Source organism: Streptomyces sp. NPDC050121 (genome assembly GCF_044460385.1).
GTDB lineage: Bacteria > Actinomycetota > Actinomycetes > Streptomycetales > Streptomycetaceae > Streptomyces > Streptomyces soliscabiei.
The window spans coordinates 54567-73090 of record NZ_JBITJV010000035.1 but is presented as its reverse complement, the minus strand read 5'-3'; the positions used below and the strand labels follow the sequence as shown (position 1 = coordinate 73090).

Sequence of the window (18524 nt, the reverse complement as noted above, 5' to 3'; positions counted from 1 at the left end):
GCCGGATTTCTCGGCTGCGCTGGTGTCGTGGACACCGTGACCCGCTGGCGGGCCCTGATGGTCCTGGGTACCGCCCAGTTCCTGATGGTCCTGGACACGTCCGTCATGAACGTCTCGATCAGCCAACTGGTCGAGGACTTCGACACCGAGGTGACGGCCATCCAGGCCGTCATCACCCTGTACGCCCTGGTCATGGCCGCCTTTATGATCATCGGCGGCCGGTTCGGGGACATCCTCGGACGACGACGGGTCTTCCTGCTCGGCCTGGTCGTCTATGCCACGGGATCGGCCCTCACCGCCGTCGCCCCCACCTTGTGGGTGCTCACGCTGGGCTGGTCGGTCATCGAGGGACTGGGCGCCGCGATGGTCCTGCCGGCCATGGCGGCGCTGGTCGCCGAGTCCTACCGGGGACGGGACAGGGCCGTGGCCTACGGCGTCATCGGCGGTCTGGCGGGCGCGGGGATCGCGGTCGGCCCGCTGCTGGGCGGCTGGGTGACGACGTATCTCACCTGGCGGCTGGTCTTCGCCGGTGAGGTCGTGGTCGTGCTGGTGATGCTGTGCTTCCGCCGGGTGATCCCGGAGTCCCCGCGCACCGGTGCGCGCCCCCACCTCGACGGGGTGGGCGCCGCGCTCTCGGCGGCCGGACTGGCGCTCGGCGTGCTCGGGGTCCTGCAGAGCAGCACGTGGGGCTGGGTGCAGCCCCGCAACCCGCCCTTCACCGTCCTGGGTTTCTCGCCCACCCTGTTCGTCGTCGCCGCCGGAGCGGCCGTCCTCTCCGTCTTCGTGCACTGGGAGCGGCGCCGGGACGCGCACGGCTCGGAGCCACTGGTGCATCTGGCGCTGCTGCACAGGCCCGCGCTGCGATCCGGCCTGATGTGTCTGCTGAGCCAGAACCTCATCCTGCTGGGACTGTTCTTCACCATCCCGCTGTATCTCCAGGTCGTGCAGGGCTTCGACGCCTTCGAGACCGGCCTGCGACTGCTCCCCGTGTCGGTCACCATGCTCGCGGCCTCCATGGGCGCCGGCCGGCTGGGGCGGGTGGCGGGCCCGCGCCGAGTGGTCCGGCTCGCGCTGCTGACCCTGGCCGCGGCCGTCGTGTGGCTGCTGGCCACCATCGACCCCGTCATCGACGACGCGCAGTTCGCCGGGGCGATGGCACTCCTAGGGGTGGGCATGGGCCTGCTCGCCTCACAGCTGGGCAACGTCGTCCAGTCCTCCGTGGGCGAGGACGAACGCAGCGAGGTGGGCGGGCTGCAGTTCACGGCGCAGAACCTGGGCTCCGCGCTGGGCACCGCGCTCATCGGATCGCTGCTGGTCGGCACCCTGGCCCAGGCCTTCACCACACAGGTGGAGGAGCATCCCCGGCTCTCGGAGGAGACCCGTCGGCAGACCGGTGTCGCCCTGGAGGCCGGCATCTCCTTCGTCTCCACCGAGCAGGTGCGCTCCGCGGCCGAGGACGCCGGGCTGCCGCCCGCCGAGGTCGACGCCGTCGCGGACTCCTATGCCTCGGCGCAACTCGACGGTCTGAAAGCGGCGATCCTGGCCACCGGCGGGATCACGCTCGCCAGTTTCCTGGTCACACCGCATCTGCCGACCCGGAAGGCCGAACGTCCGAGTCGGCCAGGGACCGGCATGCCGGCCGACGCGACCGGGCCGTCGCGCTGACCGGCCCTACCGACCGAACCGTCCGACTCGTCGAGGGAGGCTGCGATGTCCAGGCCCGGCCACATCGCGGCGGCGCGGGCGCGCGCCGCCGAGCGCCGGGCCACCGCCGATCACTCCGGCGGCGTCTACGGGTCCATGCTCGCGGCCTCGGTGGTCGCCGGCGCGGGCAGCCTGGGCTCGTTCCCGCGCCTGGAACTTGTGCTGCTGCTGTTGCTCACCGGCGGCGTTTACTGGATCGCGCATGTACACGCCCAGTTGTTCGGGGCGCGGTTGGCACGGCGGAGCCCGGACCGGGGGACCGTGCTCAAGGTGTGCCGCGAGGAATGGCCGATCCTGCAGGCCGCCATTCCGCCGGCCCTCGCCGTGGCCGTCAGCCCTTTGCTCGGCCTCGACCTGCAGGGCGCCGGCTGGCTCGCGCTCGCGGTCGCCGTCGCGGGCCAGGTGGGCTGGTCGGCGTCCGCGGCACGACACGACGGAGCCTCCTGGCGCCTGGTCGCCACCACCGCCTCGGTGAATCTCGCACTGGGTCTGCTGATCATCGCCTTCAAGCTCTTCCTGAATCACTGAATCACTGAATCACTGAGGCACTGAGGCACTGAAGAGGGCGGCGCGGGTGCCGTTCTGCAGCGGCGGTCTATCACCTCCACCGGGTGAAGCCGTCCGTCCCCCCGGCACGGAGGATCGTTGGGGAAAGGGCGCAGTCCGCCTGTCCCAGGCCGTCCCGGGAGCAGCTCATGCGCTACGAGATCCGCGTCGACGGACAGATGTCGGAGGTACTGACCAGGGCCTTTCCCGAGCTGGACCATGTGGTCATGTCCGGTCAGACCGTCCTGTTCGGATACGTCGTCGACGAGGCGCACCTGTACGGGCTGCTGGCCCGCTGCCAGTCCCTGGGGCTGCGGGTCCTGGAGATGCGCCAACTGCCTGCCGGGCGCGAGGAGGAGTCATGAGCGTGTCGCCTGGTCCCGCACCGCACAACGAGCCGCTGGGCAACGATCCCGCCGACACCCTGGCCGTGCTCGGCCGCTCATGGACGTGGATCCTCGGCTCGGCGGTCGTCAGCTTCGTACCGGGCGTCCTGATCCTGGTCTGGCCGGACGAGACCCTGCACGTCCTGGCGGTCCTCATCGGGCTGTACCTGCTGGTGACCGCGGTGTTCCGGTTCGTCGCGGCCTTTGCCCGGGAGGACCACGGCGAACGGCTGACCGGCCTCCTCCTGGCGATGCTCTACGTGGTGGCCGGGGTGCTGTCCCTGAGACACCCGTTGCAGACGATCGCGGCGCTCTCCCTGGTCGTCGGCGTCCTGTGGCTGGTGTCCGGCATGCTCACCCTCTACACGGCCCTCGCGGCCAAGGACCTCCCGCACCGGGGCGTCGTCCTCGGCGCGGCGGTGTTCGCGATCGTGGCAGGGATCGTGGTGCTGGCGCTGCCCACCGAGTCGGCCCGCGCGCTGACGCGGCTGCTCGGCCTGTGGCTCGTCCTGCTCGGTCTGGTCGAGGCGGCGGTCGCCTTCGCGTGGCGTGCCGCGCTGCGCCGGGTGCGTACGGCGGCGGGGCCGGCAGCTCCTGCCGGGACGGTCTGAGCAGGGATGCTCCGACCCGCTGCGCAGACTCTCGTGCGCAGACTCTCACCCGTCTCGGGTGAGGCCGCGGGCCGCTTGCCGTGGGCACGCTGAGAACGGCACGCGACGGCATGTCGGTACACCGGATGTCGTCGGGATGGCGGGCGAACGCCCGGAACGGAGGAGAGACATGAGTGGCGACACGTACCTCGCGTACGACTATCCGCTGCTGAGCGCCTTCTGGACCATGCTGGTCTTCTTCCTGTGGATCATGTGGTTCGTCCTGCTGTTCCGGATCGTCGTCGACATCTTCCGCGACGACGACCTCGGCGGCTGGGCCAAGACCGGCTGGCTGGTGTTCTGCATCGTCCTGCCCTTCCTGGGCGTGTTCGTCTATGTGATCGCCCGGGGCAAGAACATGGGGCGCAGGGAGATTGCGCAGGCGCGTGAGCAGCAGAAGGCCTTCGACAGCTACGTCCGCGAGACGGCCAGGGGTGCCGACGCCGGTCCGTCCAGCAGCGTCGACGAACTCGCCCGGCTGTCCGAGATCCGCGCCCGCGGCGACATCACGGACGAGGAGTTCGCCAGGGCGAAGCAACTGGTCCTGAGCGGCTCCCGACACTGAGCACCCCACACCCCACACCCCACAGGCAACACGCAAGAGACAACGGGCAACACCCCAACCGAATCGAGGCATCGGGATGACGACACACAGCACCCACGCGCCGTCGGTCAAGCGGCACACGGCCGAACAGCACTGGGCCGAGGGCCTGATGGTGTTCGCGGCTGTCACACTCATGCTCTCCGGAGTGCTCGACATCTTCCGCGGCATCATGGGAATCGCCCAGGACGACATCCTCATCACGACCCGCAACTACGTCTTCCAGTACGACGTCACCGGCTGGGGCTGGGTCCACCTCGCCCTGGGTGTGGTCGCCGTGATCGTCAGCCTGGGGCTGTTCCAGGCGGCTCTGTGGGCGAGGGTCGCGGGCGTGGCCATCGCCGGGCTGATCGTCATCGCCAACTTCCTGTCCCTGCCGCAGTATCCGGTCTGGTCGGTCGTGGTGATCGCCTTCTCGGTGTTCGTCATCTGGGCTCTGTGCGTGGTGAAGCCGGACACGTCCGAAGAACGCTGACCGAAAGGCTGGACGATGTGCCGTTGGCTCGCCTATTCGGGTACCCCGGTGCTGCTGGAAACGATCCTGTACCGGCCGACGCACTCACTGATCGACCAGAGCCTGCACTCCCGGATGGGCGTCGAGACGACCAACGGTGACGGGTTCGGCGTCGGCTGGTACGGGCCGGGCATGGACACCCCCGCGGTGGTCCGGGAGATCGGCCCGGCCTGGAGCAACCGCAATCTGCAGGAGATCGCCGGGCACGTCCGCTCGTCGCTGTTCTTCGCCCACATCCGGGCCTCGACCGGCACGGCGGTGCAGCAGACCAACTGCCACCCGTTCCGGCACGGCCGCTGGATGTGGATGCACAACGGCTCCATCGCCGACTTCCACCGGACCCGCCGGGACCTCGCCCTCGCCGTCGACCCGGAACTCTTCGTCGACATCGAGGGGTCGACGGACTCCGAGATGATGTTCTTCCTGGCGCTCACCCTCGGCCTGGAGGAGGATCCGCCCGGCGCCGTCGCCCGGATGGCGGGCCTGGTGGAACGCACCGGACACGAGCACGGGGTGGAGTTCCCGCTTCAGATGACGATCGCCGTGACCGACGGGGTACGGCTGTGGGCCTTCCGCTACTCCAGCCAGGGAGCCTCACGCTCGCTCTTCTACAGCACCCGTGTGGAGACCCTCCGGGCGCTCCACCCCGACGTGGAGTTCCTGCGCGAGGTCTCCGACGAGACCCGCCTCATCGTCTCCGAGCCCCTGGGCAACCTGCCCGGCGCCTGGAACAAGGTCCCCGAGAGCACGTACGGCGTGGTCCAGCCCGACGGGGACGACATCGTCCACTTCGCCCCGCAGGCGGCCTAGGAGACACGCGCGCTCAGTGCACCGAGAACCCGCCGTCGACGAAGATCGCCTGTCCGGTGACGTAGCCGGAGCCGCGGCCGGCCAGGAACACGGCGGCTCCGGCGAAGTCCTCGGCCAGGCCGTTGCGCCCGGCCATCGTGCGCGCGGCGAGCGCCGCCACCCGCTCCGGGTCGGACGACAAGCGTGCGTTGAGCGGCGTCATGACGAAGCCGGGCACCAGGGTGTTGCAGGTGACGCCGTAGGGCGACCACGCCTCGGCCTGTGAGCGGGCCAGCGACTCCAGCGCTCCCTTGGAGACCCCGTAGGCGCCGCTCTGGACGAATGCCCGGTGCGCCTGCTGGGAGCTGATGTGGATGATCCGTCCGAAGCCCCGCTCGGCCATGCCGGGTCCGAACCGCCGGCCCAGCAGGTAGGGCGCCTCCAGGTTCACCGCCATGGTGGCGTCCCACACCTCCTCGTCCAGCTCGCCCATCGGCGGTCGCAGGTTGATGCCGGCGCTGTTGACCAGGATGTCGGGCTCACCGAACGCCTCGACCGCCCGCTCCGCCGCCGCGCGCACCCCGTCGCGGCTGCTCAGGTCGGCGCTCACCCAGGCCGCCCGGCAGCCGGCCGCCGTGAGCTCGTCGACCGTGGCGGCGAGTTCCGCCTCCTTGCGCGCCACGACCACCACGCTCGCGCCCGCCCGTGCGAGGGCCTTGGCGACGGCCCGGCCGATGCCGGAACTGCCGCCGGTCACCACGGCGATCCGGCCGTCCAGCGAGAAGAGTTGAGAGAGGTAACCGTTCGAGGCGGTGTGCGAAGTGCCGTCCGATGCCATGTCCGCACTCTAAGGGGCGGAGCCTTGCCAAGCGAACTGTTCCGATATATCGTTGACGCATCGCGACAGATCAGCGATGGAATGAACAGAGATGGCAGAAACGGAGTGATGGCAATGCGCGACCACGGATTCGACGGTGGACACCGGCGGCGCGGCGAGGGACGGCGTGCGGCCTTCGGGCCCTTCGGTCCGGGTGGTCCGGGGTTCGGTCCCGGCGGTCCCGGCGGCCCCGGTTTCGGCGGCTTCGGTCCCGGCCCCTGGGGTGGGCGAGGGCGCGGGGGACCCAGGGGGAGGGCGCGGCGCGGGGACGTACGGGCCTCGATCCTGGCCCTGCTCAAGGACCGGCCCATGCACGGTTACGAGATGATCCAGGAGATCGCCGAGCGCAGCGGCGGGGCGTGGAAGCCCAGCCCGGGCTCGGTGTACCCGACCCTGCAGCTCCTGGAGGACGAGGGCCTGATCACGAGCGAGAGCGAAGGCGGCAAGAAGCTGTTCTCGCTCACCGAAGAGGGGCGCACGGCGTCCGAGGAGGGCCCGGAGGCTCCCTGGGAGGAGGCCACGCGCGGGGTCGACTGGGAGGCCCTCGGTGAGATCCGCCAGGCCGGCTTCGGTCTGATGGAGGCCTTCGGGCAGGTCTGGAAGACCGGCAGCAAGGAACAGCGCGAGAAGGCGCTCACGGTCATCAACGACGCCCGCAAGAAGCTGTACCTCATCCTCGCCGACGAGGACTGACGGCCGTCGGGCGACGGCGGCCGGGCGCCCCGTGGAGTCGTCCGCGGGGCGCCGTCGGGTGCGGGGTGCGCCGGGTGCGGCCCTTGGTCAGGCGACCAGGCCGTCCAGTTTGCGCAGCGACTCGTTCAGCGCGGCCGTCCCCGAGTCCTTCAGCTTGCCCGCCATCAGCGACACGGCCGCGCCCGTGAACTCGCCGTCGATGCGGACCTTCGTGGCGTCGCCGTCGGGGGTGAGGGTGTAGCGCGTGGCGACGGACACCGCCATGGGGCCCTTGCCGCGGATGACCAGCACCCGGGCCGGTTCCAGCTCCGCGACCGTCCACTCGACCTCCGCGGGGAAGCCCATCAGCTTCATGTTCTCCTGGAAGGTGGCGCCCACCTCGAGGGTCTCGGGGCCGCCCCCGGGGAAGTTGGTGTGGGTGGCGTTCCACTCCCCGTACGTCGGCCAGTCGGTGAGCTGGGCCCACACCTTCTCGGCCGGCGCCTGGATGCGTGCCTCCGCGCTGACTTCGGCCATGCGACCACCTCTTCGTATCGGGCTCTGTGTCGGACCGCGTATCGGACTCTGTGTCGGCCAACTCGGGCTGCGGTGTCGCGGAACGTAGCTCCACCGCCTCGAACATTCAATACTGACGAACCGTCAGAAAGCGTGGAGCTCACCCTACCCGGCGTATCACCGCCGTGTCGGACACGTCCCTAGACGTACTGCCGGCCGTCGATCGCCTGCAGGGCCACCAGCCGGCACCCGCTCTCCATGTCCGTGGGGGACGTTCGGGCGGGGCTCGGTGGTTGCGTGCGGGGCGGGCGGCAAGGCGGCGCGCGCCCCTGAAGGCGAAACGGCCCAATCTCATCCGTAGGGAGGAGATTCCGCCGTCCCCGCTCCGCTCTGCGTGGGACCCGAAGATGCTTCCTTCCGGGGATGACGGCGCCCTGCCGGGACTGATGGGGTAGGGATGTGCAACCCCGCATTCCCCGGCAGTCGCCCCGCGAACAGGCGGCACACGCCATGGACGACGATCCCCGGTTCGGCGCCGAGCCCGCGGCGGCGCTCGCCGCCGCCCGCAGACGGGCGGTCCGGGACGGCGACCGGCAGATCGACACCGCCCACGTCCTGCACTCGCTCCTGGAGCACGACCCCCGAACCCGCGCGGCCTTCGACGGCGGACCCCAGCTCGCCCGGCTGCTCGGCTACCTCGTCCAGCGCAGCATCGGCTACGGCCTGCGCTGGCAGAGCGGTGTCGAGGACTCCGGGGCGCTGCCCGTCGTGACCGTCGCCGAGGGCTTCTCTCCGCTGGCCGCGGCCGCGCTGGAGCACGCGTGCGCGCGGGCCGACCGGCGTGACGGCGCGCCGGCCCGGGGCGTCGACCTGCTCGCGGCGATCGTCGCGGATCCGCAGGCGCGGGCCGTCGAGGTCCTCACCCATGCCGGCGTCGACGTGTACGAGCTGCGCGCACGGATCGAGGACGGCCTGGAGGAGCGCGACGAGGGCGGCCTGGGCGGCCACGAGGCGTGTGCCGGGGGCGGCGGCCCCGCCTACTGAGCGGACTTCCGTCCCCCCGCCCGCCCGCCTGGACGACGCCCGCCCGCACGACCCGCCCGCTCGCCCGGTCCGGCCCGTCCAGCCGATGAGACAGGTGTCAACGGGGGTGACGCTCATGTCGTCGCCTGTCATCATGTGCCGGTGCATACGTCTGTGAGCAGTCAGGGAAACCGCGGGAAGGGCCTCGGGCTCGGTCTGGCGGTCGGGTCGGCCGTCGCCTTCGGCGGATCCGGGGTCGCGGCCAAGCCGCTGATCGAGGCGGGCCTGGACCCGCTGCACGTGGTGTGGCTGCGGGTGACCGGCGCGGCCCTGGTGATGCTGCCCCTCGCCGTGCGCCATCGCGCGCTGCTGCGCACCCGGCCCGTGCTGCTCGCCGGGTTCGGTCTGCTCGGCGTGGCCGGAGTGCAGGCGTTCTACTTCGCCTCGATATCCCGGATCCCGGTCGGCGTCGCGCTGCTCGTGGAGTACTTCGCGCCCGCCCTCGTGCTGGGCTGGGTGCGGTTCGTGCAGCGGCGGCCGGTGACGCGTGCCGCCGCGCTCGGCGTGGTCCTCGCGGTGGGCGGGCTGGCCTGTGTCGTCGAGGTCTGGTCGGGGCTGAGTTTCGACGCCGTGGGACTGCTGCTCGCGCTGGCCGCGGCCTGCTGCCAGGTCGGCTACTTCGTCCTGTCCGACCAGGGCAGCGACTCGGGGGACGACGCCCCCGACCCCCTCGGCGTCATCGCGTACGGCCTCCTCGTGGGCTCCGTCGTGCTGACCGTCGTCGCCCGCCCGTGGGGCATGGACTGGGGCGTGCTCGCACACACCGCCGGCATGAACGGCGCCGACGTCCCCGCCTGGCTGTTGCTCGCCTGGATCGTGCTGATCGCGACGGTCGTCGCGTACGTCACCGGCGTGCTCTCCGTGCGCCGGCTCTCCCCGCAGGTGGCGGGCGTGGTGGCCTGTCTGGAGGCCGTCATCGCGACCGTCCTCGCGTGGGTGCTGCTCGGCGAGCATCTCTCGGCGCCGCAGATCGTCGGCGGCGCGGTGGTACTGCTCGGCGCGTTCATCGCGCAGTCGTCCGCTCCCGCCAAGGGCTCCCCGGAGCCGGTGGCCGCCGGCGGGCCCGAAAGGGAGTTGTCGGCCCGCGGCACGGCCGCCTAGGGTGCCGATCATGCCTTCGAACGCACTCGTTCTTCCGCCTCCGGCCGCCTGAGGCGGGCCCTCCTGAGCACGCTCGGCACCTGCCGCCGGGCGCAACGGTGCTGCCCGCAGAAGAAGTCCGCGGACCGCTGCCCATGCGGCGGTCCCTTCCCGACCTTCTGTGCGGAGAGAACGCGTGTCCCCCCTTTCCGGCCTTTCAGGCTCTGCTTCTGTCTCCCTGCCCGTCCGGCGGGCCCTGCTCTACTTGATCGTCGCGGGCGCCGCCTGGGGTACGGCCGGCGCCGCCGCCTCGCTGGTCTACCGGACCAGCGACCTGGGCGCCGTCGCCCTGTCGTTCTGGCGCTGCGCGGCCGGGCTGGTCGTGCTGCTGGCCGTCCGACCCCTGCTGCGCCCGCGCGCCGCGACCACCACGGTGCCCGTGCCGGCACCCGGGCTGCTGCGCCGCAGGGCCCGGCGGACCACGGTCACTGGCCTGGGCCTCGCGCTCTTCCAGACGGCGTACTTCGCGGCCGTGTCCGACACCGGACTGGCCGTGGCGACGGTCGTCACCCTCGGTGCGGGGCCCGTCCTCATCGCGCTGGGCGCCCGGCTGACCCTGGGGGAGCGGCTCGGTCGCGGCGGGGTGCTCGCCGTCGCCGGGGCGCTCGCCGGACTGGGGGTGCTGTTCGCCGGCCGCGGTGGCTCGGCCGTCCATCCCCGAGGTGTGCTGCTCGCGCTGCTGTCCGCGGCCGGGTACAGCGCCATGACCCTGCTCACCCGGCGCTGGGGCCGCGACGGCGACGCGGACGCCTCCGCCACCACCGTGGGGGCGTTCGCCGTCACCGCCCTGTGTCTGCTGCCGTTCGCCCTGGTCGAGGGGCTGGTGCCGCACAGCGCCGAACCCCTTCGCGTGCTGGCGCTGCTGGCGTACATCGCGGCGGTGCCCACGGCTCTCGCCTACGCCCTCTACTTCGCGGGCGCGGCCGTCGTACGGTCCGCGACCGTCTCCGTGATCATGCTCCTCGAACCGGTGAGCGCGGTGGTGCTGGCCGTCGGCCTCCTCGGCGAACGCCTCACCGCCACGACCCTCACCGGCACGTTGCTGATGCTGGCCTCGGTCGCCGGCCTGGCCCTCGCGGAGACACGGGCCGCCGGTCCGGCGCCGGCCTGACGGAAGCCGCCCGGCCCCCGCGCCGTCATGTCCGGCGGCGGCGCAGGAGGTGGGTGAGGGCCACCGCGTCTCCCGGGCCGCCGCGGGCGGCCAGGCCCGTGGCGATGCGGTCCTGGGTTTCGGGCGGCCGGTGGGCCGCGTACTTGAACTTCGCCCGTACGGCGGTCACTTCGAGCCGGATGCCTCGGATGCCGGAGAGCATGCGGCCGTACGGCTCCTCGCCGACCGTGGGCCGGGCCGAGCCGCCTTCTGGCTGGAAGTGGCCCAACTGGCGGTGGAGCAGATCGGCCTTGGCGGCCGGCTCGTCCACGATGTGCGCCGTGCAGCCGAGTTGGACCGCCGTGTAGAAGCTCGTGGGGGTGCCGTGCTCGGCGGGGGCGCCCGGCGGTGCCTGCCACGGGCCGGGGACGAAGACATGATCGTCGACGACGCTCAGTGTCACCGTCGGGTTCGCCTGCAGGGCGGACCACAGCGGGTTGGGCCGGGCCAGGTGGGTGACGGCCTCGCTCGCGTCGGGGTCGTAGGCGAAGTGCAGGGGATGGACGAACGGGGGCTCCCCGGCGGCCCGTTGACGGCGGGCTGGCCGAAGTCTTGGACGGACAGCCACTGTTGCCACTCGGCGTCCTCGCGAGGCGCGTCCCAGGGATGGATGAGCATCACAACGCCGTGAGGTAGTCGGGGAGTTCGGTGCCGGGTGCGAGGTCGGCCTCCGGCAGGGGCGTGCCGTAGCCCTTGTGCAGCGGGAGCACGCCGGCCCAGTGCGGGAGGGCGAGGTCCTCCGGCTCATCGTTCACGCCGCCCGTGCGGGTCTTGGCCGAGACCTCGTTCAGATCGAGGCGGATCACCGCGGTCGCCGCCAGTTCCTTCTTGTTGGCGGGGCGCGAGTCGGCGGCCCGGCCCGGGACGACGTGGTCGACGAGGGCGTCGAGCGCCGTCCGCCTCTCCTGCGGGTCCGTGACGTCGTGGGCGATGCCGTGCACCACGACCGAGCGGTAGTTGATCGAGTGGTGGAAGGCCGAGCGGGCCAGCACCAGACCGTCGACATGCGTGACCGTCAGACACACGGCCAGCCCCGGGTCCGCCTGTCCCGTCATCCGCAGCGGACGCGACCCCGTCGAGCCGTGCACATAGAGCGTCTCGCCGACCCGGCCGTACAGCGTCGGCAGCACCACCGGCGCGCCGTCGCGGACGAAGCCGAGGTGGCAGACGTAGCCCTCGTCGAGTATCGCGTGCACCAGATCCTTGTCGTAGGAGGCCCGTTCCGCGCTCCGGGTGGGGATCGTACGGTCGGTCGGAAGGTAGCCGGCGGCCTGTGTCGTCGTCTCCGGGGACCCCTGCATGGCGCTCTCCATTGCACTAGTGCATAATAGGCTTTGTGCTAGGAGAGTATCCGATCAGAGGTCGGCGCGCAGCAGACATTTCCGCGAGCATCGAGGCGGCGGTGGGTGCGGGTGAGCTGAGTCCGGGGCAACTGCTACCCCCCATGCGGGAGTTGGCGACGGCGCTGGAGGTGAACCCGAACACCGTCGCGGCCGCCTATCGCACCCTGCGTGAGCGCGGGGTGATCGAGACCGACGGCCGCCGGGGCAGCCGGGTGCGGTCCAAGCCCGCCACGACCGGGCGGGAGGCCATCCGGGTGGAGGCGCCGGAGGGCGTGCGGGACCTCGCGGCCGGCAATCCGGACACGGCTCTGCTGCCACCGCTGGCACCGGCGTTCGCGTGGGCCGCCGCGCAGGGCGACCGGGAGCCGGTTCTGTACGGGCACGCGCCGGTCGAACCCGAGCTCGCCCGGCTGGCCCGGGCCGAACTGGACGCGGACGGCGTGCCGGCCGGACCCGTGGCCGTCGCCTCCGGCTCCCTGGACGCGATCGAGCGCGTCCTCGCCGCGCATCTCAGGCCCGGCGACACCGTGGCCGTCGAGGATCCCGGGTGGGGCTCGCTGCTCGACCTCGTGCCGGCGCTCGGGCTGCGCACCGTGCCGGTCGGCCTCGACGACGAGGGACCGCTGCCCGACGACGTACGCCGGGCTCTGGAGGCCGGGGCGCGCGCCCTGATCGTCACCGACCGGGCGCAGAACCCGACCGGCGCGGCGGTGAGCGCCGCACGCGCGCGTGCCCTGCGCTTGGTGCTGCGGGCACACCCGGGGACCCTGCTCGTCGAGGACGACCACGGGCATCGGATCGTCGACCTCCCCCTGCACCCCCTGGCGGGCGTCACCCGGCACTGGGCCTTCGTGCGCTCGGCCGCCAAGGCGTACGGGCCCGACCTGCGCTTCGCCGTCCTCACCGGGGACGACGTCACGCTCGACCGGGTCCGTGGGCGGCAGCGGCTGGGGCCCGGCTGGGTCAGCCGGATCATCCAGCGGGCGGTGCTGCGGCTGACGGCCGACGGCGCGGTCGACGCGCGGGCGGTGGCGGCTGCGTACGGCGGCCGACGTGACGCGCTGATCGCCGCCCTGGCTCGGCGGGGGGTCGAGGCGCGGGGGCGCAGTGGGATGAACGTGTGGGTTCCCGTGCCGGACGAGACGGGGGCCGTCGCCCGGTTGCTGCACGCCGGCTGGGCGGTCGCGCCCGGGGCGCGGTTCCGGATCGCGTCGCCGCCGGGGATCCGGATCACGGTGTCGACGCTGACGCAGGAGGAGACCGAGGCGCTGGCGGAGGTGATCGCCTCGGCGGTCGGGTCGTCGCCGTTGCGGAACTACGCCGGGTGAGACACCTCGCCCGTGCTCACGACGTGCCCCTGGCCTGGGTCAGCGCTGCTCCTGCCAGGACTATGGCCGCTCCCACCGGGGTCGACCAGCTCAGGTGTTCGCCCAGCAGGGCGACTCCCGCCGCCGTCGCTATGACCGGGATGAAGTACGTGACCATCTGGGCCGTCGTCGGGCCGACCTCCGCGACCAGGCCGTACTGGACGAGGAGGGCGAGGCCCGTGCCGAGCGCGCCCAGGGCGGCCGTCGCGAGCAGGGGAACGACGGGGAAGTGGGTCGGGAAGGTGGTGAACAGCGGGGTGACCACGGCCAGTTGCACGGTGGCCAGGAACAGTTGCGCGCCGGTCATCGACAGGGCCGAGGAGCCGGTGTGCGCCAGGGTGCGGCGGAGGTAGATCCAGCCGATCGGATAGCTGAGCGAGGCCAGCAGGGCCAGGGTCGTGCCCCGCGCGTCCAGGCCGTGGAAGCCCTGCCAGGCGCCCAGCACCGTGAGGACGCCGAGGAAGCCGAGGCCCAGGCCCGCGACGCGCAGCCGGGTCGGCCGGTCCTCCGACAGGGCCACCAGGGACAGGGCCATGCCCCACAGCGGTGAGGTCGCGTTGCAGATGCCGGCGAGAGTGGACGGGATCGTCAGCTCCGCGTAGGCGAACAGGGAGAAGGGCAGGGCGTTGAGGAGGAACGCGGACACCGTCAGATGCGCCCAGGTGCGCGCGCCGCGCGGGAGCCGCTCCCGCTTGACCGCCATCGCGGCCGCCAGCACCGTCGTACCGAACAGCAGCCGGCCCAGGGTGACCTGGAACGGGGCGTAGCCCTCGGTGCCCACCTTGATCAGCAGAAAGCTGAAACCCCAGATCAGCGACAGCGCGCCGAAGCGCAGGCGCCAGTCGAGGGCGCGGCGGGGGTGGCCGGAGGCGCCCGCCGGCGCGGGGGTTTCGCAGGCTTCGGGGGAGGACGAGCGGGGGCCGGCCGGGGGCGTGGCGGTGGTCATGGGGTCAAGGGTGCCGAGACTTACCGCTTAGCACAATCGAGAATTTTCGAGCGGTACCTCGTAGCATTGCTTACATGTTGAACCTGGAGCGCCTGCGCACCCTCGACGCCCTCGCCCGGCACGGATCGGTCAGCGGGGCCGCCATGGGCCTGCACATCACCACGTCGGCCGTCTCGCAGCAGCTGGCCAAGCTGGAGCGGGAGGTCGGGCAGCAACTGCTCGCCAAGCGCGGGCGGGGGGTGCGGCTGACGGACGCGGGGCGGCTGCTCGCCGAGCACGCGGGCCGGATCCTGTCGCAGGTCGAGCTCGCACAGGCCGATCTGGAGGCCCAACGCGGGCAGGTGGTCGGGGAGTTGAGGCTGTCCGCGTTCCCGACGGCGGCGCGCGGACTGTTTCCCGTCGCGCTCGCCGAACTGCGCAAGGCGCACCCGGGGCTGCGGCTGCGCTCGTGCGAGCTGGAGCCGGAGCGCGGGATCGCCGGCGTCGTGCGCGGCGACCTCGACCTCGCCGTCGTCCTGGACTGGTACAACAAGCCGATGCCGATTCCGGACGGGCTGGTCAAGGCGCCCATCCTCGACGACCCCGCCGAGGTCGCGATGCCGGCCGGGCATCCGCTCGCCGGCCGGGGCGAGGTGGACCTCGGGGAGTTCGCCGAGGACGAGTGGATCACCTGGGGCGAGGGCGAGTTCTGCCACGAGTGGCTGATGTTCACCCTGCGCTCGCGGGGCATCGAACCGATCGTCGGCCACCGGGCGGCCGAGACGCACACCCAACTCGGGCTGGTGGCCGCTGGGTTGGGAGTGTGCATCGCCCCCCTGCTCGGACGCCACCCGATGCCCGAGGGGGTCGTGACGGTCTCGCTGCGGCAGCGGGTGCGCCGGCATGTGTACGTGGTCTGGCGGGCGGACGCCGACCGCCGCCCGTCGATCCGGGCGGCGGTCGAGGCGCTCAAGGCGGCCGGGGAGTTCGTGAGTTGAGCCGGCCGATCGGTTCTGTGCGCCGCCCGGCTACGCGCCGCCCAGCTTGCGGAAGTCCCAGGACACGATCTTCTCCGGCTTCAGCCGCACCCACGCGTGCCGCCCGTCGTGCGGCATCGCGTCCAGGCCGAAGTTCTTGCGCGCGAACAGCGTCTCCACCGCGTCGAGTTCAGCGCACAGCTGCCCGGTGCGCGGGATCTCGCCCACGAACTCCACGGCGCCGGACAGCTCGACGCCCCGCAGCGCGTCGTACTCCTCGCCGGTGTCGATCACGATCGCGACCCGGGGATCGCGGCGCAGGTCCGTCCAGCGCTTGCTGCGCACGACCGAGTACAGCCACAGCGCGGTGCCGTCCCAGAGAAACCACAGGGCGCTGACGTGCGGGGCGCCGTCGGTGGACACGGTCGCGACGCGACAGGTGCGGTGGACGGTGAGGAACGCGTCCAGCTCGCCCGGCGTCATCATGATCTTCCGGCCCCGGCGCTGAGTGACGGTCATCCGGCCCCCATTTCTTGTGCTGTCTTGAAATTTGACGTTGCGTCAGAAAAGGATGGTTCTTCTTCCTTCTCCAGGCAACGGTGACTAGTGTCGCCCGCCCACAGCGACTTCAGGAGGAGCCGTGTCCTCGTACGACGTGCTCAGCGAGCTCCTCGACCCCGCGAGCACCGTCCTGCTCACGGTGGAGTGCCAGCAGGGAGTCGTCGGACCGGACGCCGCGCTGCCCGAACTCGCCCGCGAGGCACGGGAGTCGGGCGTCCTCGACCGGATCGCCCGGCTGGTCGACGCCGCCCACGAGAGCGGCGTCCAGGTGATCCACGCCATCGCCGAACGCCGCCCCGACGGCCGGGGCGCCGCCCGCAACGCCCGACTCTTCCGCGCCGCCGAACGGCTGCCCGTCCAGCAGCTCACCGGCACCGCCGCCGTCCGCGTCGCGCCGCCGATCCAGGTCGCCGAGGCCGATCTCGTCGTACGGCGGCTGCACGGACTGTCCCCGATCCAGGGCACCGACGTGGACCCCCTGCTGCGCAACCTGGGCTGCCGCACGCTCGTCGTCACCGGGGTCTCGGCCAACGTGGCGATCCCCAACACCGTCTTCGACGCCGTCAACCGGGGCTACACGGCCGTGGTGCCCTCGGACGCCGTCGCGGGGGTGCCGGCCGACTACACCCCCGCGATGATCCGCCACACCCTCTCCCTGGTCGCCACGGTCGCGACCACGGACGAGGTGCTGGCCTGCCTTTGATGAACCCTCTGAAGCGGACGGGCCGTCAGGCCAGGGTGATCGAGTCGCCGCTGACGTTGATCTTGACCTCGGGCAGCGGCTTCTGTGCGGGCCCGCTCTTCACGCTGCCGTCCGCGATCGAGAAGTTGCTGTTGTGACAGGGGCAGTTGATCACGCCGTCGGAGATGGACTTCACCGCGCAGCCCTGGTGGGTGCACACGGCGGAGAAGGCCTTGTACGTACCCGCCGTCGGCTGGACGACGACCACCTTCTCGGAGGCGAAGACCTTGCCGCCGCCCTCGGGTATGTCGGCCGTCCTGGTGAGCGCGGCGCCGGCCCCGGCGTTGTCGCCGCCGCCCGTGCCGCCGGTGCTCGCGGCCTCGGTGGAGCCGGTGGAACCCGAGGCGCCGGCCGACGACGACGAACTCGACGAGTCGTCGTCGGAGCCTCCGCACGCGGTCAGCGCCACGGCGAGCCCCGCGGCTCCGGCGGCTGCCACGACGGTACGGCGGGCAGGCCCCGACGCGGACTTGATCGATGCGCTGGTCATGCTGGGGGTTCCCTTCCAGGGGGGTCGCGTGGATCTGCCGAGAGGTACGAGCCGCGGGCACCGCTTGTTCAGCGCCCGTGCCGAGTCCGGACAGTGTCGAGATCTTGACCCGTTCGGCATGAGCGCGGCGTAAGCCAGAGCTGTCGCCAAGCTGTCGGCCGTGCATCGCCGCAGGCCCAGTAACCTGGGGCGATGCTCAAGGAAGTCACCGCGACCCGCTATGTCACCCCCCTGCGTGAGGGCGGCTCCCTGCCGGGACTCGTCGAGGCCGACGACTTCGGTATGTACGTCATGAAGTTCACCGGCGCCGGCCAGGGCCGCAAGACGCTCGTCGCGGAGGTCGTCTGCGGCGAACTCGCCCGCAGGCTCGGCTTCCGGGTGCCCCGTCTGGTGACCGTCGAGCTCGACGTCCTGCTGGGTCTCGGCGAACCCGACCAGCAGGTCCAGGAGCTGCTGAAGTCCAGCGGCGGCACCAACCTCGGCATGGACTTCCTCTCCGGCGCCCTCGGCTTCGACCCGCTGGCGTTCTGGGTGAGCCCCGAGGAGGCCGGCCGGATCGTCTTCTTCGACGCGCTGGTGAACAACGTCGACCGGTCCTGGCGCAACCCCAACCTCCTGGTGCACCGCGGTGAGCTGGTCCTCATCGACCACGGCGCCACCATGATCTGGCAGCACAACTGGCCCACCGCCGAGACCTCCGCGGCCCGCCCCTACGACGCCTCCGACCACGCGCTCGCCCCCTTCGGCCCGGACGTCGAGGCCGCGGCGGCGGAGCTGGCCCCGCGGATCACCGCAGACCTCCTCGCCGAGGTCACCGCCGAGATCCCCGACGTCTGGCTGACGGGCGAACCCGGCTTCGACACCCCGGACTCGCTCCGGCGCGCCTACGCGGCACCGCTCCTCGCGCGCGCCGCCGTCATCCACGACCGCATCAAGGGGACCGAGTGACCGAGCGCCACATCATCAGGCCGGGCCAGGGCGGCGACCGGGACGTCTTCGAGTACGCCCTGCTGCGCGTCGTCCCACGGGTCGAGCGCGGCGAGTGCATCAACGCGGGGGTGCTGGTCTACTGCCGCGGCCAGGACTACGTGGGCGCCCGCACCCACCTCGACGAGGCGAAGCTGCTGGCGCTGGACCCGGAGGCGGACGTGGCCGGGGTGCGGGCCGCCCTGCGGGCGGTCGAGGGCGTGTGCGCGGGCGGCGCGTCGGCCGGGCAGGCGGCGGTTGACGACGCCGGCCGCCGCTTCCGCTGGCTGATCGCGCCACGCTCGACGATCGTCCAGCCGGGCCCGGTGCACACGGGGCTGACCGCCGATCCGGCCGCCGAGACGGAGCGGCTGCTGGACCTGCTGGTGAGGTAATGGATCACACCGGCGACGTGTGGCGTTGACACCGGGTGCCAGGGCTTCTAGCGTCACGTCTGCCGAAGGTACTAAGCGGTCGCTCACCAGTCGGGCGCATCGAGCGCCCACCCCCGGGGCGCAACAGGCT

22 protein-coding genes and 1 pseudogene are annotated in these 18524 nt (G+C 72.0%); 16 read left to right on the top strand and 7 right to left on the bottom strand.

All coding sequences use genetic code 11. The features are described from left to right. The first annotated feature begins 36 nt into the window (after positions 1 to 36). From ACIBTS_RS37615 to ACIBTS_RS37585, 7 genes are all read left to right on the top strand, one after another. Entirely contained in the window at positions 37 to 1665 is a 1629-nt protein-coding gene (locus ACIBTS_RS37615; RefSeq protein ID WP_399325195.1) for an MFS transporter, read from the top strand. A gap of 45 nt (positions 1666 to 1710) precedes the next feature. After that, positions 1711 to 2232 carry a hypothetical protein gene (locus ACIBTS_RS37610; RefSeq protein ID WP_399325174.1) on the top strand — a complete coding sequence of 174 codons (522 nt, stop codon included), beginning with the start codon at positions 1711 to 1713 and terminating at the stop codon, positions 2230 to 2232. A gap of 167 nt (positions 2233 to 2399) precedes the next feature. After that, positions 2400 to 2615: a hypothetical protein gene (locus tag ACIBTS_RS37605; RefSeq protein WP_399325173.1), complete on the top strand. Its 216-nt coding sequence runs from the start codon at positions 2400 to 2402 to the stop codon at positions 2613 to 2615. Next, positions 2612 to 3247: an HdeD family acid-resistance protein gene (locus ACIBTS_RS37600; protein ID WP_399325172.1), complete on the top strand. Its 636-nt coding sequence runs from the start codon at positions 2612 to 2614 to the stop codon at positions 3245 to 3247. The genes ACIBTS_RS37605 and ACIBTS_RS37600 overlap by 4 nt, the downstream gene beginning before the upstream one ends. Before the next feature lie 169 nt (positions 3248 to 3416). Continuing rightward, positions 3417 to 3851, top strand: a complete 435-nt coding sequence (locus tag ACIBTS_RS37595) for an SHOCT domain-containing protein (protein WP_399325171.1) — start codon at positions 3417 to 3419, stop codon at positions 3849 to 3851. Between the two features lie 76 nt (positions 3852 to 3927). Beyond that, positions 3928 to 4362 carry a hypothetical protein gene (locus ACIBTS_RS37590; protein WP_399325170.1) on the top strand — a complete coding sequence of 145 codons (435 nt, stop codon included), beginning with the start codon at positions 3928 to 3930 and terminating at the stop codon, positions 4360 to 4362. A gap of 15 nt (positions 4363 to 4377) precedes the next feature. Continuing rightward, positions 4378 to 5211, top strand: a complete 834-nt coding sequence (locus ACIBTS_RS37585) for a class II glutamine amidotransferase (protein WP_399325169.1) — start codon at positions 4378 to 4380, stop codon at positions 5209 to 5211. Between the two features lie 13 nt (positions 5212 to 5224). Here ACIBTS_RS37585 and ACIBTS_RS37580 read toward each other — a convergent pair whose 3' ends face one another. Continuing rightward, positions 5225 to 6028, bottom strand: a complete 804-nt coding sequence (locus tag ACIBTS_RS37580) for an SDR family NAD(P)-dependent oxidoreductase (RefSeq protein ID WP_399325168.1) — start codon at positions 6026 to 6028, stop codon at positions 5225 to 5227. A gap of 114 nt (positions 6029 to 6142) precedes the next feature. Here ACIBTS_RS37580 and ACIBTS_RS37575 point away from each other — a divergent pair, with 114 nt between their 5' ends. Further along, the gene (locus tag ACIBTS_RS37575) at positions 6143 to 6760 is read left to right on the top strand and encodes a PadR family transcriptional regulator (RefSeq protein ID WP_399325167.1); all 618 of its coding nucleotides are present in this window, start codon (positions 6143 to 6145) and stop codon (positions 6758 to 6760) included. Between the two features lie 87 nt (positions 6761 to 6847). Here ACIBTS_RS37575 and ACIBTS_RS37570 read toward each other — a convergent pair whose 3' ends face one another. Then, complete coding sequence (locus tag ACIBTS_RS37570) at positions 6848 to 7276, bottom strand: SRPBCC family protein (RefSeq protein WP_079663640.1); 429 nt, start codon at positions 7274 to 7276, stop codon at positions 6848 to 6850. 489 nt (positions 7277 to 7765) lie between these two features. Between ACIBTS_RS37570 and ACIBTS_RS37565 the strand changes: the two genes are divergently transcribed. The 3 genes from ACIBTS_RS37565 to ACIBTS_RS37555 all read left to right on the top strand — a co-directional run bounded on the left by ACIBTS_RS37565 (position 7766) and on the right by ACIBTS_RS37555 (position 10589). Beyond that, on the top strand, positions 7766 to 8299 hold the full coding sequence (locus ACIBTS_RS37565; protein ID WP_399325166.1) for a Clp protease N-terminal domain-containing protein: 534 nt from the start codon (positions 7766 to 7768) through the stop codon (positions 8297 to 8299). A gap of 135 nt (positions 8300 to 8434) precedes the next feature. Further along, entirely contained in the window at positions 8435 to 9439 is a 1005-nt protein-coding gene (locus ACIBTS_RS37560; protein WP_399325165.1) for an EamA family transporter, read from the top strand. Between the two features lie 175 nt (positions 9440 to 9614). Continuing rightward, positions 9615 to 10589: a DMT family transporter gene (locus ACIBTS_RS37555; protein WP_399325164.1), complete on the top strand. Its 975-nt coding sequence runs from the start codon at positions 9615 to 9617 to the stop codon at positions 10587 to 10589. Positions 10590 to 10614: 25 nt separating this feature from the next. Here the strand turns inward: ACIBTS_RS37555 and ACIBTS_RS37550 are convergent. Together ACIBTS_RS37550 and ACIBTS_RS37545 are read right to left on the bottom strand one after the other, a co-directional pair. Next, positions 10615 to 11246 (bottom strand): annotated as a pseudogene (locus ACIBTS_RS37550) (FMN-binding negative transcriptional regulator). Further along, a complete protein-coding gene (locus ACIBTS_RS37545; protein ID WP_399325163.1) occupies positions 11246 to 11929 on the bottom strand; it encodes a pyridoxamine 5'-phosphate oxidase family protein in 684 nt (227 codons plus the stop codon). Before ACIBTS_RS37545 ends, ACIBTS_RS37550 begins: the two are co-directional and overlap by 1 nt. Before the next feature lie 35 nt (positions 11930 to 11964). Between ACIBTS_RS37545 and ACIBTS_RS37540 the strand changes: the two genes are divergently transcribed. Continuing rightward, positions 11965 to 13299 (top strand): aminotransferase class I/II-fold pyridoxal phosphate-dependent enzyme, encoded by a 1335-nt coding sequence (locus tag ACIBTS_RS37540; RefSeq protein ID WP_399325162.1) that lies wholly within the window; start codon positions 11965 to 11967, stop codon positions 13297 to 13299. A 16-nt stretch (positions 13300 to 13315) separates the two neighbouring features. Here the strand turns inward: ACIBTS_RS37540 and ACIBTS_RS37535 are convergent, their stop codons facing one another. Continuing rightward, a complete protein-coding gene (locus ACIBTS_RS37535) occupies positions 13316 to 14284 on the bottom strand; it encodes a DMT family transporter (RefSeq protein ID WP_399325161.1) in 969 nt (322 codons plus the stop codon). A 74-nt stretch (positions 14285 to 14358) separates the two neighbouring features. Here ACIBTS_RS37535 and ACIBTS_RS37530 point away from each other — a divergent pair, with 74 nt between their 5' ends. Further along, on the top strand, positions 14359 to 15261 hold the full coding sequence (locus tag ACIBTS_RS37530) for a LysR family transcriptional regulator (RefSeq protein ID WP_399325160.1): 903 nt from the start codon (positions 14359 to 14361) through the stop codon (positions 15259 to 15261). Between the two features lie 30 nt (positions 15262 to 15291). Here ACIBTS_RS37530 and ACIBTS_RS37525 read toward each other — a convergent pair whose 3' ends face one another. After that, positions 15292 to 15759, bottom strand: coding sequence for a pyridoxamine 5'-phosphate oxidase family protein (locus tag ACIBTS_RS37525; RefSeq protein ID WP_319672631.1), 468 nt, complete (start codon positions 15757 to 15759; stop codon positions 15292 to 15294). Between the two features lie 121 nt (positions 15760 to 15880). Here ACIBTS_RS37525 and ACIBTS_RS37520 point away from each other — a divergent pair, with 121 nt between their 5' ends. Further along, positions 15881 to 16504, top strand: a complete 624-nt coding sequence (locus tag ACIBTS_RS37520) for an isochorismatase family cysteine hydrolase (protein WP_399325159.1) — start codon at positions 15881 to 15883, stop codon at positions 16502 to 16504. A 25-nt stretch (positions 16505 to 16529) separates the two neighbouring features. Here ACIBTS_RS37520 and ACIBTS_RS37515 read toward each other — a convergent pair whose 3' ends face one another. Continuing rightward, complete coding sequence (locus ACIBTS_RS37515) at positions 16530 to 17033, bottom strand: Rieske (2Fe-2S) protein (RefSeq protein ID WP_399325158.1); 504 nt, start codon at positions 17031 to 17033, stop codon at positions 16530 to 16532. 192 nt (positions 17034 to 17225) lie between these two features. On the opposite strand from ACIBTS_RS37515, the gene ACIBTS_RS37510 reads away from it, so the two are divergent. Next, a complete protein-coding gene (locus ACIBTS_RS37510) occupies positions 17226 to 17981 on the top strand; it encodes a HipA family kinase (RefSeq protein WP_399325157.1) in 756 nt (251 codons plus the stop codon). After that, the gene (locus tag ACIBTS_RS37505; protein ID WP_334583112.1) at positions 17978 to 18394 is read left to right on the top strand and encodes a DUF3037 domain-containing protein; all 417 of its coding nucleotides are present in this window, start codon (positions 17978 to 17980) and stop codon (positions 18392 to 18394) included. Before ACIBTS_RS37510 ends, ACIBTS_RS37505 begins: the two co-directional genes overlap by 4 nt. Positions 18395 to 18524: the final 130 nt, after the last annotated feature.